This is a genomic window from Cobetia sp. SIMBA_158 (assembly GCF_046566945.1).
In the GTDB taxonomy this organism is placed as follows: domain Bacteria; phylum Pseudomonadota; class Gammaproteobacteria; order Pseudomonadales; family Halomonadaceae; genus Cobetia; species Cobetia amphilecti.
In genome coordinates this window covers 120,227-134,469 of record NZ_JAWJYL010000005.1, presented here as the reverse complement: position 1 = coordinate 134,469, position 14,243 = coordinate 120,227, and the positions used below count along the sequence as shown (strand labels likewise).

Sequence of the window (14,243 nt, the reverse complement as noted above, 5' to 3'; positions counted from 1 at the left end):
TCTCGATGAGTCGCTCGAGATACCGGCGGCCAGCATGCAGTCATGTGGCGAGTTTACCAGTCTGTGGCCGATGACTCATCGCTCTGTATGGAAAAGCGTTGTTGCCGCCACCACCACAATGGTCGGATGACGCCAGCAAAGGAACTATAAAGGCGGGGCGATTTGCCAATGCATTTGTTGCATCACCACGATGGGCGGGATTTTTCTCAGGCTCTGATAGAATGCCGAGACATTCCCCGAGCTGATGTGTGATTCCGATGACCTTGAAGAATGATCGCTTCCTGCGCGCGCTGGCCCGTCAGCCGGTCGACCGTACTCCCGTCTGGATGATGCGCCAGGCTGGCCGCTATCTGCCGGAATATCGCGAAGTCCGCGGTCAGGCCGGTGGCTTCATGGACCTGTGCATGGACACCGCGCGTGCCTGCGAGGTGACGCTGCAGCCGCTGGAGCGCTTCCCGCTGGATGCCGCCATCCTGTTCTCCGACATCCTGACCATCCCGGATGCCATGGGGCTGGGCCTTTACTTCGAGACCGGCGAAGGCCCGAAATTCCGCAAGACAGTGCGGACTGCCGAGGAAATCGCGGCGCTGAGCGTGCCGAATGTCGAGCGTGATCTCGATTACGTCATGCGTGCCGTGTCCACCATCCGCCGTGAGCTGAACGGCCGCGTGCCGCTGATCGGTTTCTCCGGCAGCCCGTGGACACTGGCCACTTATATGGTCGAGGGCGGTTCCAGCAAGGATTTCCGTCACGTGAAAGGCCTGATGTATTCCAATCCGGAAGCCATGCATCAGTTGCTCGATACCCTGGCGCAGGCTGTCACCGACTATCTGAACGCCCAGATTGCCGCGGGTGCTCAGGCGGTGCAGATCTTCGATACCTGGGGTGGCACCCTGTCCACGCCGGCCTATCTCGAGTTCTCGCTGCGCTACATGGAGCAGATCGTCGCTGGCCTCAAGCCGGACAGCGAAGGCAACCGTGTGCCGGTGATCCTGTTCACCAAGAATGGTGGCCAGTGGCTCGAACACATCGCCGCCACCGGCTGTGATGCCGTCGGCCTCGACTGGACCACCGAGATGTCCAATGCGCGTGAGCGTGTCGGCCATCGTGTGGCCCTGCAGGGCAACCTGGACCCGAATGCGCTGTTCGGCACGCCGGCCGCCATTCGTGCCGAAGTCGGGCGTATCCTCGACAGCTACGGCCAGGGCCCGGGCCACATCTTCAACCTGGGGCACGGCATCAGCCAGTTCACCGACCCGGGCAATGTCAATGCCCTGATGGACGCGCTGCACGAGCTGAGCCCGGCCTACCATCAGGATGACGCCGCCAATGCGACACCGGTCGCCCGCGGCTGATGGGAGGGCCCTTCATGGTCTTCTCTGCTGCCACCCCTGTTGCTGCCTATAGAAGGTGGCAAGCAGCAGGGCGGCCAGCGGGGGTGTCAGCATGACGCCGGTCGAGCAGCGTCTCATCCCGCGCCGCGGTTGGGCATTCGTGGCGCTGCTGTGCCTGTTACTGATCCTGTTCGGCACGCTCTCCCCGGGCGTGCCGCATCCGGAGCAGACCTTCCCCTGGGACAAGCTGCAGCATTTCTCCGCCTTCGCGTTGCTGGCGCTGACGACACGGCTGGCGGGCTTGACCAGCTTGATCATCCTGCCGGCCCTGCTGCTGCTGGGCGTCGCCATCGAATGTCTGCAGCTGGCGATTCCCTATCGCGGCGCTGAGGTGCTGGATGCGCTGGCGGACCTCGCCGGCATCCTCATCGGGCTGGGAGTGTTCCAGTGCGTCCGACTGATTCTGCATCTGGTCCGCCTCGGGCCGGCCTCTCGCTGAGCCTCTCCCCCGGGCCGCGTGTCATCGATACGCGGCCTGTCTGAAATTGTCATGCATCAACACTTTCCACTCCGCCCGTCTTTGGCTATGGTGCAGCGCCTGCGCCATGTTGGCGCTTGCCCGGCATGTCGCGTATCACGACATCACGCCGCATGGTCGTCATGCGGGCCGTGAACTGCCGGCCTGACGCTGGCGCAGTGCTGATTGGCGCAATTTCCGATGGCCATCGTGCCGTCTCTATCCATACCTTGATATCCCGTCTGTGATATCCAATGCGAGGGTCCCCCATGACCGAACGTCTCGATGGCTCCTGGTTTACCGAAATCTTCGATCGCCACGGCAGCGCCTTCTCGCTCAAGGTCAGCCACAAGCTGCATGACGAGCAGACCCCTTATCAGCACCTCGAAGTCTATGCCACCGAGACCTACGGCAACCTGATGGTGCTGGACGGCTGCGTGATGCTGACTGACCGTGACAACTTCCTCTATCACGAGATGATGTCGCATCCGGCGCTGTTCGCTCATGCAGACCCCAAGCGTGTCGTCATCATCGGCGGTGGCGATTGCGGCACCCTGCGTGAGGTGCTCAAGCACCCGGGCGTGGAGAAGGTCACCCAGATCGATATCGATCAGGCTGTCACGCGTGCCTCCGAGCAATTCTTCCCGGCGCTGGTCGAGTCCAATGACGACCCGCGCGCCGAGCTGCTGTTCGAGGATGGCGTCAAGTGGGTCGACAACTGCCCCGACGAGAGCATCGACGTGCTGATCGTCGATTCCACCGACCCGGTCGGTCCGGCGGAAGGTCTGTTCAAGACCGACTTCCTCAAGCGCTGCCATCGTATCCTCAAGCAGGGCGGCCTGATGGTGCAGCAGAGCGAGTCTCCGCTCTATCACACCGATTCCATCATCAAGGACCTGCGCAACGACATGGGCGAAGCGGGCTTTGATAGCGTCGCGACCCTGCCGTTCCCGCAGCCGGTGTATCCGTCCGGCTGGTGGAGCTGCACCCTGGCGGGCAAGGGCTGTGACGTGAAGTCCTTCCGCGAGGAAGATGCCGCTGCCGCCACCTTCGCGCGTGACTTCTATACCGTCGAAGGCCATCGCGCCGCCCTGGTGCTGCCGCCCTTCATGCAGCGCCTGCTGGAGAAGTGATCTGCATGCACCTTGCGGTGGCAAGCAAGCCCCATCAGGCACGAAAACGTGCCTGATGGGATGAACAAGCGTTGAGTCAGTCAGACCGAGACATTGGTCGCAATCTGCCACTCGCGCCACATCGCTGCACCGCCAACGGCCGTTTCGCAATGAAACGGCCGTTTTTATTTTGCACCGATATGAGGCGAACTGGTCTCGCCATGAGCCTAACTGCGCGGCAATCGCGCGGAATGATCCGCCGCCCCACCCCGAGGCTTTGGTCTATATCACTGGGTTTTAGCGCTTTTTTCAGCGTTGAACGCAGCGGATCACGCGATAGGCGGAAATTGGAACGCGGCTTGCTATTGTCGATAGGTGCCATGCAATGCATTGCACCACTTCTGACTCGAGGCTGATCGAGCGGACTCCAGACTTTCGCGAGGGAATCACGATGCATAACAACAAGAAGCCACTGCTGATCGCTAGCGCCGCTGTCCTGGCCGCCTCCATGGCGACAGGCGCCAGTGCCGCGACCCTGGATAGCGTCAAGGAAAAGGGCTTTGTCCAGTGTGGCGTCAGCACCGGCTTGCCGGGCTTCTCGGCACCGGATGACGCCGGTAACTGGCAGGGCCTCGATGTCGACGTCTGCCGCGGCGTCGCGGCAGCCGTGCTGGGCGATGCCAGCAAGGTGCGCTATGTACCGCTGACGGCCAAGGAGCGTTTCACCGCGCTGCAGTCCGGCGAGATTGATGTCCTGTCTCGCAACACCACCTGGACGGCGACCCGTGACACCTCACTGGGCCTCAACTTCGCTGGCGTGAACTATTACGACGGCCAGGGCTTCATGGTCAGCAAGGACCTGGGCGTCTCCAGTGCCAAGGAGCTGGACGGGGCAGCCGTCTGCATCCAGTCCGGCACCACCACCGAGCTCAACCTGGCGGACTATTTCCGCATGAACGACATGTCCTTCGAGCCGGTCGTCTTCGATACCTCCGACCAGACCGTCAAGGGCTTCGAAGCCGGTCGTTGTGACGTCCTGACCTCCGACCAATCCCAGCTCTACGCGCTGCGTATCAAGCTCTCCGATCCGGCGTCCGCGATGGTGCTGCCGGAAGTCATCTCCAAGGAGCCGCTGGGCCCCGTCGTCCGTCAGGGCGATGACCAGTGGTTCAACATCGTCAAATGGACCCTGTTCGCCCAGATCAACGCCGAAGAGATGGGGCTGAGCTCCGACAACATCGAAGAGAAGAAGTCGGACACCAACCCGAACGTCGCGCGCCTGGTCGGTGCTGATGGCAACTACGGGGAAGCCATGGGGCTGCCGGCTGACTGGGCCTACCAGGTCATCAAGCAGGTCGGTAACTACGGCCAGATGTTCGAGCGCAACGTCGGTACCGGCTCCGCACTGGGTATCGAGCGCGGCTTGAACGCACTGTGGACCGATGGCGGCGTCCAGTACGCCCCGCCGGTTCGCTGATGCGCGGGCTCGCCCTGTACTGCGGGTGGGCCTTGCCCCTCATGACAGGCTGAGCAAGGACGCTGGCCAGGGGAAGTGAGCGTCTTGCTCCACTTCCTCTGGCCAGCGTCATGTGGGGCCCGGCAACAAGAAGTCCTACATGAGTCCCAGCCTGTGAGGCCCAGCCTGTTCCTCGTGACCCATTCATCGAGTGCCGAGAGATAACTGATCTGCCGTTCGATAGGACGGCAGGCGGAAGTCGCATAGCTTTCCGGCGGAGATTGCCTGTATGACACAACCTGCTTCTCGCCCGCCGGCCACGGTCAAGCCGCCATTCTGGCGTGACCCGGCCAAGCGGGCACTGATCTTCCAGCTATTGATGCTGGCAGGCGTGTTCGGTGTGTTGGCGATCATCGTCAGCAATACCCTGACCAACCTCGAAAGCCGTGGCATCACCACCGGCTTTGCCTTTCTGGACAACACCGCAGGCTTTGGCATCCTGCAGAGCCTGATCGACTATTCCGAGCAATCCACCTATGGCGATACCTTCATCGTCGGCCTGCTCAATACCTTGTTGATATCCGCACTGGGTGTCATCGCCGCGACCGTGATCGGCTTCGTCATGGGGGTCGCGCGTCTGTCCCCCAACTGGCTGATCTCGCGGCTGGCGGCGGTCTATATCGAAGTCTTCCGCAACATCCCGCTGCTGCTGCAGATCTTCTTCTGGTATTTCGCCGTCCTGAGAACCCTGCCGAGTCCGCGTGGCTCGCTGTCGCTGGGCGAGGCGTTCTTCCTCAACGTGCGCGGTCTGTTCGTGCCGGCCCCCATCACCTCCAGCGGTTTCTCGGTGGTGATTGCCGTGTTCGTGCTGGCCGTCGTCGCCAGCGGCATCTTCAGCTACTGGAACCGCCAGCGTCAGGCGCGTACCGGACAGCGCATGCCGGCAGGCTGGATCTCGCTCGGTCTGATCATCGTGGCGCCGCTGCTGGCCTACTTCGCGATGGGCATGCCGCTGAGCTGGGAGCTGCCGGAACTCAAGGGCTTCAACTTCCGTGGCGGCATCACGGTCGTCCCCGAGTTCCTCGCCCTGTGGGTCGCGCTGTCGGTCTATACCGCTGCCTTCATCGCCGAGATCGTGCGTTCCGGCATCGAAGCGGTACCGCACGGCCAGACCGAAGCGTCACGGGCGCTGTCGCTGTCCGGTGGCATGACACTGCGTCTGGTGGTGGTGCCGCAGGCGCTGCGCGTCATCATCCCGCCGCTGACCAGCCAGTACCTGAACCTGATCAAGAACTCGTCGCTGGCCACGGCTATCGGCTACCCCGATCTGGTCTCGGTCTTCGCGGGTACCACGCTCAACCAGACCGGTCAGGCCATCGAGGTGATCGCCATGACGATGCTGGTCTATCTGACCATCAGTCTGCTGGTCTCCATGTTCATGAACTGGTTCAACGCCCGCATGGCGTTGGTCGAGCGCTGAGGGTCTGCCCATGTCGATTGAAAAGACCCTGTCACGGGTCACCGAGAAGATGATCGATTCCCGTCCGGCGCCGAGCGACAGCATCGGCGCGGTGGCCTGGTTGCGCAGCAATCTGTTCGCCGGACCGATCAATACGCTGTTCACGCTGTTCGCGCTGTATCTGGTCTACCTGCTGGTGGTGCCCAGCCTGCAGTGGGCGCTGATCGATGCCAGCTGGAGCGGTACCTCACGAGAGGACTGCACGGGGGAGGGCGCCTGCTGGGTGTTCATCAGTGCGCGCCTCGATCAGTTCATCTACGGCTTCTACCCGAGTGAGGAAACCTGGCGGGTCGATATCGTCTTCGCCGTCTTTGCGGCTCTGATCGCCTGGTTGGCGATTCCAAAGCTGCCGGCCAAGGGCTGGGTCGCCATCGTCAGCCTGGCGGTGTTCCCCTTCATTGCCTACTTCCTGCTGCATGGCGGCAGCTTCGGCCTCGAGATCGTCGGTACCCACGAGTGGGGTGGTCTGATGCTGACGCTGGTGCTGGCGGTGGTGGGTATCGTGGCGGCACTGCCGCTGGGGATCCTGCTGGCGCTGGGGCGTCGCTCCGAGATGCCGATCGTGAAGAGCATCTGTGTGGTGTTCATCGAGTTCTGGCGCGGCGTGCCGCTCATCACGGTGCTGTTCATGGCCTCGGTGATGCTGCCGCTGTTCGTGCCTGGCGAGGTCAATCTCGACAAGCTGGTGCGCGCGCTGATCGGCATCACCCTGTTCCAGAGTGCCTACATGGCGGAAGTGGTGCGTGGTGGCCTGCAGGCGATCCCCAAGGGACAGACCGAGGCCGGCATGGCGTTGGGGCTGGGCTACTGGCGCAACATGGGGCTGATCGTGCTGCCCCAGGCGCTCAAGCTGATGATTCCTGGCATCGTGAATACCTTCATCGCCCTGTTCAAGGACACCTCGCTGGTACTGATCATCGGGCTCTTCGATCTGCTCGCCATCGTGCAGGCCGGTCTCGCCGACCCCAAATGGCTGGGCTACTCCATCGAGGGCTACGCCTTCGTGGCGCTGGTCTTCTGGGTCTTCTGCTTCAGCATGTCGCGCTACAGCCAGTATCTCGAGCGCCTGCTGCATACCGGTCACAAGAAGCGCTGATCACGGCGCCAAGGAATCTTCATCATGACAACGACAACATCCGCCTCGCAGGGCAACACCGGCGCCGATGAGCGCCCGATGATCGAGCTCAAGGGCCTCAACAAGTGGTACGGCGACTTCCACGTGCTGCGCGACATCAACCTGAGCGTGCGCAAGGGCGAACGTATCGTCATCTGTGGCCCTTCGGGGTCCGGCAAGTCGACGATGATCCGCTGCATCAATCATCTCGAGGAGCATCAGGAAGGCGATATCGTGGTCAACGGCATGCCGCTGACCCAGGACATCAAGCAGATCGAGGCGATCCGTCGCAACGTCGGCATGGTGTTCCAGCACTTCAATCTGTTCCCGCATCTGACGGTACTGGAGAACTGCTGTTTGGCGCCGATCTGGGTGCAGAAGCGGCCGCGCCGCGAGGCGGAAGCCGAAGCCATGAAGTACCTGGAGCGGGTGCGCATCGCCGATCAGGCCCACAAGTTCCCCGGCCAGCTGTCCGGTGGCCAGCAGCAGCGTGTCGCGATCGCGCGCTCGCTGTGTCTGAGCCCGGAGGTGATGCTGTTCGATGAGCCGACCTCGGCGCTGGACCCGGAGATGATCAAGGAAGTGCTGGATGTCATGGTCGAACTGGCCAATGAAGGCATGACCATGCTGTGCGTGACCCACGAGATGGGCTTCGCCAAGACCGTCGCCGACCGCGTCATCTTCATGGATCAGGGCCAGATCATCGAAGAGAACGCGCCGGAGCCGTTCTTCAACAACCCGCAGTCCGAGCGGACCCAGTTGTTCCTCAGCCAGATTCTGGGGCATTGAGGCCACGGACTGACTGGATGCTGTAAGCCGTAAACAGAAAACGCCCCGCGTGATTTCCATCACGCGGGGCGTTTTCGTGTGTGAGCCGCAAGGCAGTCAGTGGGTGCTCACTACCATCTAGCGCCTCTGGATAAAGAGGCTCGTTTAGAGGCTGGGCTCGGTGCGGCGTACTTCGCTGCTGTGGGTGTCTGGCAGCTCTTCATCGCTGCCCAGGCTTGGCTCCTGCGGCTTGGCGGCGGCCTTGGGCGATGCAGCGGCAGGTGTATCGGCAGATGTCGCCGTCGCTGCTGTGGCAGCGGGGGCTTCTTCGCCTTCGCGCGGCCAGGTGACGCTGCGCGGCTTGCCGACCCAGCTGTCGTCATTGTCGTGCACTGCCGGGCGGCGCGAGATGGAGCGCGTCACCAGCGCCGCGGCATCCAGGGTGTGATTGGCCCCGCGGATGCTCAGCAGGTGATGGGGCGCCATCAGCAACTCGAACAGCAGGCGCGTCATCACGAAGGCCAGCAGGAAGCCGCCGACACCCTGCGCCAGTACCGGCCACTGCGCGACCAGCGAATTGTCAGGCCCGATGGGCGTCAAGTGCTGCAGCGTCCAGCCACTGGCAGCCGCCAGCAATCCCAGCTGCAGCATCAGGTGAGCGGTGACCAGCACGCGCCGGGGCAGCGGGCGGCGCATCAGGAGCAGATTGCGCATCGAAACTTCTCCGAGAAAAGACCACAGGATGAGGGGAGCGGTGGCAGACGGGCAGGCGGCACCCCGCGTTGGGCGGATGTTAGCACGCACTTCGCCATCGACGTCATGTCCGGGAGTCGCGACGCCAGTGTCGGTTCCGGCAACGATGTAGGAGCGTTGCATGTGGCTGGCGGGGTAAAGGAAAGGCCGGGCATGCCGATACAGAGGGCGGCACGTACCGATGATGACGCCGGTACACCGCATGCCTGCATGCCTTGCCACCGAGGGGCAGACCGACGCGCTCTGCGCTGGCGCCCCCGGCCCCCTTCCCCATGGATTTGAACCAAGGAGTGGCGATGTTTGCCTCGTTACGTGCGCGCATCACGTTAGCCTGTGTGGCGATAGTGCTGGTGGCGCTGGTGGTCGTCAGCAGCCTGAATGCCTGGACCACGTTCCGCAATACGCATGCCGATGAGAGCGACTACCAGCAACAGTTGCTGAGATCGAACGCCGCCCAGCTGAGTCAGTGGTTCAGCGTGCATATCAATGCGGTGAGCGGCATCGCGGCCAGTAGCCTCGAGAACTTCCCCGATGCCGCCTTGACCCAGGCGATGAAGCAGGGCGACTTCAGCAAGACCTATGTCGGCTTCCCGGATGGTCGTTTCCGCTACTTCGATGGGCGCCCGGGGCGGGCAGGTTATGACCCGCGCCAACGTGGCTGGTATCAGGCGGCGGTGGCGACCGGCAAGCCCGTCATCACGGCGCCCTATGTCGGTGCCACCAGTGGCGAACTGGAAATCAGCGTGGCGGCGCCGGTCTATCGCGGCTCACGGCTGGTCGCCGTGGTCAGTGGTGATCTGCCGCTGGCGTTCATCACCCGCACGGTCGCCGAACTCTCGCCGACGCCCAACAGCTTCGCCTTCCTGATCGACGATACCGGCACGCTGATCGCCCACCCGGATGATGCCCTGGTGCTCAAGCCGATGAGTGCACTCGCATCGGCGCTGACGCCCGAGACCCTGGCCAGCAGCAATCGCCTGGTGGCCGCTGGCCAGTCGGCACTGGTGGTCGATATCCAGCAGCGTGATTACCGCATGTTCAGTGCCGAGCTGGATTCGGCAGGGCTAGGAGATACCGGTTGGCGTCTGGCGCTGGCCCTGGATGTGGCCGACTCGGATGCACCGCTTTATGCCCAGCTGTGGACCACGCTGGCCATGACGCTGCTGGTGTTGCTGGGGGCGGCCGCCGTGATGTCGTGGATCGCCAGCCGCAGTCTGCGCGGCCTGGCGCTGGTGCGTGATGCACTGGTGGATATCGCTGCAGGCGAGGGCGATCTCACGCGGCGCATTCAGGTCAGCGGGCGTGATGAAGTCGCCGAGATCGGCAATGCCTTCAATCGCTTCGTCTCGACCCTCAATGGCGTGCTCAGCGAGATTCGCCTCGCCAGCGGCGCGGTGCAGACTGCCGCCGCCGAGATCAGCCAGGGCAGTCAGGATCTGTCGTCACGTACCGAGCAGGCGGCGGCCAATCTGCAGGAAACTTCGGCCTCGATGGAGCAGATCTCCGGTACCGTCGCCCAGTCCGCGGACTCCGCACATGAAGCTGACGGTCTGGCCAAGTCGGCCAGTGAGGTCGCGCGTCGCGGGGGGGAGGTGATCGGAGAGGTCGTCACCACCATGCAGGGCATCGATGACGACTCGCGCAAGATCACCGAGATCGTCAGTGTCATGGACTCCATCGCCTTCCAGACCAACCTGCTGGCATTGAATGCCTCCGTCGAGGCGGCCCGCGCCGGCGAGCAGGGGCGTGGCTTCGCGGTGGTGGCCGGTGAGGTGCGTACCCTCGCCCAGCGCTCTTCCGAGGCCTCGCGGGAAATCGCCACGCTGATCAGCTCCGCCAACGAGCGCACGCGCAATGGTGCCGAACAGGTCAGGGTAGCCGGCAGCACCATGAACGAGATCGTCGCCAGCGTGATGCGTGTCAGTGAGGTGATCGGCGAGATCAGCCATGCCACCCAGGAGCAGAATCACGGTGTCGGACAGGTCTCCAGCGCCGTGGCCGAGCTGGACCAGGTGACACAGCAGAATGCGGCGCTGGTGGAGGAATCCGCCGCGGCAGCGGATGCGCTCTCCGAGCAGTCGGCGCGTCTGGCCGAGATGGTGGGCCGCTTCCGTCTGGATGGCCCTGCGCAGCCGCCCGCAATGGCGCCGCGCAGCGCAGGCACCCTGTCCGCACAGGGCTCCAGTCCTCGTGCTGCCAGCCCCGTCGCATCGGAGGAGCTGGATTGGCAAGCCTGGTAAGGCCGTCAGCACGCGAGCTGGCAGTCGCCAGTGACAGGCATCAGACGCCAGGGCCGCCCTTCGGGGCGGCCCTGGCGTTTTTGGTTATCTGCTTTCCTGTCGACCTTCAGGCGTCGGGCTGGCGGGGCGGTGTGCGGGAAATGAGCGGCAAGGGTTGAATGTGCGCAAGGGTGCCAGCATGTAGTCAATTGAAAGCGAAGCGATGATCGTCATTCTTCATCAACGACGCCTCACGAGAGACAGGGAGTGTGTAAATGGTTACTTACATCGTTGCTGCCGACGCCGCACGTGCACGTATCTTTGCCCGTGCCGCTGGCAAGGTCACCGAAGTGGAAAGCCTCGTACATCCTGAAAGCCGCCAGCATACCGGTGACCTGAGAACCGGTGGCAAGGGTGAATCCAGCGGCGGGCACGGCAGCCTGCATCAGACTGGCGATGATGGAGCGACCTCTGACAAGCATCAGGACTTCTTCGCCAAGGAAGTCGCGCAATACCTCAAGCAGACGGCCAATGACGGCAAGTTCGATCAGCTGATCATCGCCGCCGCGCCCAAGTTCCTGGGGGCGCTGCGCGACAAGCTCGACAAGCCGGTCGCCAAGCTGGTGACGGAAACCGTCGACAAGGACCTCTCCCACGAGAGCGCTGATGAGATCAAGGCACGTTTCACCGGCCTGACTCATTGATCACTCCCCCGTCATCCAGAGACCAGGACGCCGCCAGCGGAAACGCTGGCGGCGTCTGTGTGTGAGTGGTCACTATTATTATGATTCCCGTGACAAGAGGGATGGTGTCATCAGGGGTTGGTGTCTTGATGCTCTGTGCCATCAGGCTCGATTGCTGAAGGCCGAGCGTGTGCGAATCACGGCACCTGCGGCAGGATGATCTCGTCACTGCGTGAGGCGCTGCCGCTCAGGCTGCGGCAACCGGCGACGAATTCGCGCATCGCCTGGGTGATGAAGCGATCACGATGGTGGACGAAGCGATAGGCGCGCGTCAGCTCCAGCCATGGAGTGGGCAGCTCGACGAGGCTGCCGCGCCGAAAGGCATCTCTCAGCGCGAGGCGCGAGATGCAGCCGATGCCGAGCCCCGCTTCCACGGCGCGCTTGATGGCTTCGGTATGTTCCAGCTCCAGCATGATGTCGAGGCGCTGGGAAACGCTGGTCGAAGGCCCGTCCAGATGTGGGCGCAATGCCTGCTCGAAGGTGCCGCGTGTGCCGGAGCCACGCTCGCGCATGATCCAGCGAGCCGCCAGCAGGCGCTCAAGCGTGACCTCGCCCTGTGCCAGCGGGTGTGACGGCGCACAGAAGATGCTCAGCCGATCACTGACCCAGTGGGTCGCCTCCAGCAGCGGGTGCTCCACCTCGCCCTCCACCAGCCCGATGTCCAGTTCGAAGTGCACCAGTTTGTCGATCAGCTGATGGGTGTTGTGCACGTGCAACTCGACGCGGCTGGCTGGGTGATGATGCAGAAAGTCACCGATGATCTGTGGTGCCAGATAGTTGCCGATGGTCAGCGTCGCGCCGATCTCCAGCGAGCCGGTGGCGTCCTGCTGACCGAGCAGCTGCTCCAGCTCCTCGGCCTGGTCCAGCAGCGCGATCGCCTTGGGCAGCAGCTCACGCCCCAGGCCATTGAGCCGCAGGCGCTTGCCATGGCGATCGAACAGCCGGCAATCGAACTGACGCTCCAGCTCGGCCAGTGCCGTGCTGGCCGCTGATTGCGACATGGCCAGACTGTCGGCGGCCAGCGAGACATTGTCATGCCGCGCGACCGCCACGAAGACGGCCAGCTGGCGAAGGCTGTAGCGCATTCGACCTCCCGGGGCATGCAGTGAAGGAGCAGAGATGAGGAGGCGAAAGTGAACGCAACGCAGGATTCGCCGTCAGAGCGGGCGGACCCTGCACGATCAAGGTTGAAATGCGATTCATTCGCAACCAATATTGGTAAACTAGATAACCTATATCCAGATAAACCATTTAACGCATAACCCTGCAGTGACTACAATCGCTGCATAGTTCATTGGGTCATAAGCTGTTATTTGTTTATGCCAATAGAGAATATCGAATTCGAGGGGCCACGCCCCGGGAGGCCATCAGGTGAGCAGTCTGACCACAACCGAAGTCATCGACGTCCATCACTGGAACGATTCGCTGTTCAGCTTCCGCACTCAGCGTGAAGACAGCCTGCGCTTCAAGAACGGCCAGTTCGTGATGATCGGCCTGGAAGTCGAAGGCAAGCCGCTGATGCGTGCCTACTCGATCGCCAGCCCGAACTACGAGGAGCACCTCGAGTTCTTCTCCATCAAGGTGCAGGACGGCCCGCTGACCTCACGCCTGCAGCACCTGCAGCCGGGCGATCAGATCATGGTCTCTCGCAAGCCGACAGGCACGCTGGTACTGGACGATCTGCTGCCGGGCGAGAACCTTTACCTGTTCTCCACCGGCACTGGCCTGGCGCCGTTCTTGAGCGTCATCCAGGACCCGGAAACCTATGAGCGCTATGACAAGATCATCCTGATGCACGGCGTGCGCCATGTCTCCGAGCTGGCCTATGCCGACATGATCGCGGAAGAGCTGCCCAAGCACGAGTATCTGGGCGAAGAGATCGCCGAGAAGCTGATCTACTACCCGACCGTGACGCGCGAGGAGTTCCGCAACCAGGGCCGCATCACGGATCTGGTCGAGAACGGCAAGCTGTTCGAGGACATCGGCCTGCCGCCGCTGGACCCGAAGCGCGACCGCGCCATGATCTGCGGCAGCCCGGCGATGCTCGATGACATCAGCGCCATGCTGGATGCGCGCGGCTTCGCCATCTCGCCGAAGATGGGCGTGCCGGGTGACTACGTGATCGAGCGTGCCTTCGTCGAGAAGTAAGCTTGTCGAGCAGTGAGGCTCAGCAGAGCATGACCCGCGAGCATCACGCATGAACGGCAAGTGTTGAAACGAAAAAACCGCAGGCCGATGGCCTGCGGTTTTTTTGTGTGCTCATGTCACCCGTCGGGGCAGCACGTCAGTGCCAGGGGCTTGCGCCAGAGGCTCAGACGGCGTCCTTGCCGGTCTCGCCGGTACGGATGCGAATGACCTGCTCCAGCGGCGAGACGAAGATCTTGCCGTCGCCGATCTTGCCGGTGTTGGCGACATTGGTGATCGCCTCGATCACGGAATCGATCATGGCGTCATCCACCGCGACTTCCAGCTTCACCTTGGGAAGGAAGTCGACCACGTACTCGGCACCCCGATACAGCTCGGTGTGGCCCTTCTGGCGGCCGAATCCCTTGACCTCGGTCACGGTGATACCCTGCACGCCAATCTCCGACAGGGATTCGCGCACGTCGTCGAGCTTGAATGGCTTGATGATGGCAGTGACCAGTTTCATCGTGTCTCTCCTTGGGTGATGGTGCGGGTAACGAGGCCTGCTCGTCACGCCGGTCTCT

At 62.7% G+C, this 14,243-nt stretch carries 13 protein-coding genes; 10 read left to right on the top strand and 3 right to left on the bottom strand.

Annotated features, from left to right (window positions below; all coding sequences use genetic code 11):
* Positions 1 to 257 precede the first annotated feature (257 nt).
* The 7 genes from hemE (at position 258) to R2R70_RS09920 (ending at position 7,841) form a co-directional block, all read left to right on the top strand.
* Positions 258 to 1,355, top strand: coding sequence for a uroporphyrinogen decarboxylase (gene hemE, locus R2R70_RS09950; RefSeq protein ID WP_043331592.1), 1,098 nt, complete (start codon positions 258 to 260; stop codon positions 1,353 to 1,355).
* Between the two features lie 91 nt (positions 1,356 to 1,446).
* On the top strand, positions 1,447 to 1,833 hold the full coding sequence (locus tag R2R70_RS09945) for a VanZ family protein (protein ID WP_303593432.1): 387 nt from the start codon (positions 1,447 to 1,449) through the stop codon (positions 1,831 to 1,833).
* 287 nt (positions 1,834 to 2,120) lie between these two features.
* On the top strand, positions 2,121 to 2,984 hold the full coding sequence (gene speE, locus R2R70_RS09940; RefSeq protein WP_216061127.1) for a polyamine aminopropyltransferase: 864 nt from the start codon (positions 2,121 to 2,123) through the stop codon (positions 2,982 to 2,984).
* 430 nt (positions 2,985 to 3,414) lie between these two features.
* On the top strand, positions 3,415 to 4,440 hold the full coding sequence (locus tag R2R70_RS09935) for an amino acid ABC transporter substrate-binding protein (RefSeq protein ID WP_054556406.1): 1,026 nt from the start codon (positions 3,415 to 3,417) through the stop codon (positions 4,438 to 4,440).
* A 268-nt stretch (positions 4,441 to 4,708) separates the two neighbouring features.
* The gene (locus tag R2R70_RS09930) at positions 4,709 to 5,899 is read left to right on the top strand and encodes an amino acid ABC transporter permease (protein ID WP_410977918.1); all 1,191 of its coding nucleotides are present in this window, start codon (positions 4,709 to 4,711) and stop codon (positions 5,897 to 5,899) included.
* Between the two features lie 10 nt (positions 5,900 to 5,909).
* Positions 5,910 to 7,034 carry an amino acid ABC transporter permease gene (locus R2R70_RS09925; protein WP_043331588.1) on the top strand — a complete coding sequence of 375 codons (1,125 nt, stop codon included), beginning with the start codon at positions 5,910 to 5,912 and terminating at the stop codon, positions 7,032 to 7,034.
* A 78-nt stretch (positions 7,035 to 7,112) separates the two neighbouring features.
* Positions 7,113 to 7,841, top strand: a complete 729-nt coding sequence (locus tag R2R70_RS09920; RefSeq protein WP_043331784.1) for an amino acid ABC transporter ATP-binding protein — start codon at positions 7,113 to 7,115, stop codon at positions 7,839 to 7,841.
* 144 nt (positions 7,842 to 7,985) lie between these two features.
* Here the strand turns inward: R2R70_RS09920 and R2R70_RS09915 are convergent, their stop codons facing one another.
* Positions 7,986 to 8,534 (bottom strand): hypothetical protein, encoded by a 549-nt coding sequence (locus tag R2R70_RS09915; RefSeq protein ID WP_410977917.1) that lies wholly within the window; start codon positions 8,532 to 8,534, stop codon positions 7,986 to 7,988.
* 335 nt (positions 8,535 to 8,869) lie between these two features.
* Between R2R70_RS09915 and R2R70_RS09910 the strand changes: the two genes are divergently transcribed.
* Both R2R70_RS09910 and R2R70_RS09905 read left to right on the top strand, forming a co-directional pair.
* A complete protein-coding gene (locus R2R70_RS09910) occupies positions 8,870 to 10,813 on the top strand; it encodes a methyl-accepting chemotaxis protein (protein ID WP_165873865.1) in 1,944 nt (647 codons plus the stop codon).
* Between the two features lie 254 nt (positions 10,814 to 11,067).
* Positions 11,068 to 11,496, top strand: a complete 429-nt coding sequence (locus tag R2R70_RS09905) for a host attachment protein (protein ID WP_043331587.1) — start codon at positions 11,068 to 11,070, stop codon at positions 11,494 to 11,496.
* 176 nt (positions 11,497 to 11,672) lie between these two features.
* Here R2R70_RS09905 and R2R70_RS09900 read toward each other — a convergent pair whose 3' ends face one another.
* Positions 11,673 to 12,620, bottom strand: a complete 948-nt coding sequence (locus R2R70_RS09900; protein ID WP_410977916.1) for a LysR family transcriptional regulator — start codon at positions 12,618 to 12,620, stop codon at positions 11,673 to 11,675.
* A 286-nt stretch (positions 12,621 to 12,906) separates the two neighbouring features.
* On the opposite strand from R2R70_RS09900, the gene R2R70_RS09895 reads away from it, so the two are divergent.
* Positions 12,907 to 13,683: a ferredoxin--NADP reductase gene (locus tag R2R70_RS09895; protein WP_043331585.1), complete on the top strand. Its 777-nt coding sequence runs from the start codon at positions 12,907 to 12,909 to the stop codon at positions 13,681 to 13,683.
* A gap of 163 nt (positions 13,684 to 13,846) precedes the next feature.
* Here R2R70_RS09895 and glnK read toward each other — a convergent pair whose 3' ends face one another.
* Complete coding sequence (gene glnK, locus R2R70_RS09890) at positions 13,847 to 14,185, bottom strand: P-II family nitrogen regulator (RefSeq protein ID WP_024951507.1); 339 nt, start codon at positions 14,183 to 14,185, stop codon at positions 13,847 to 13,849.
* Positions 14,186 to 14,243: the final 58 nt, after the last annotated feature.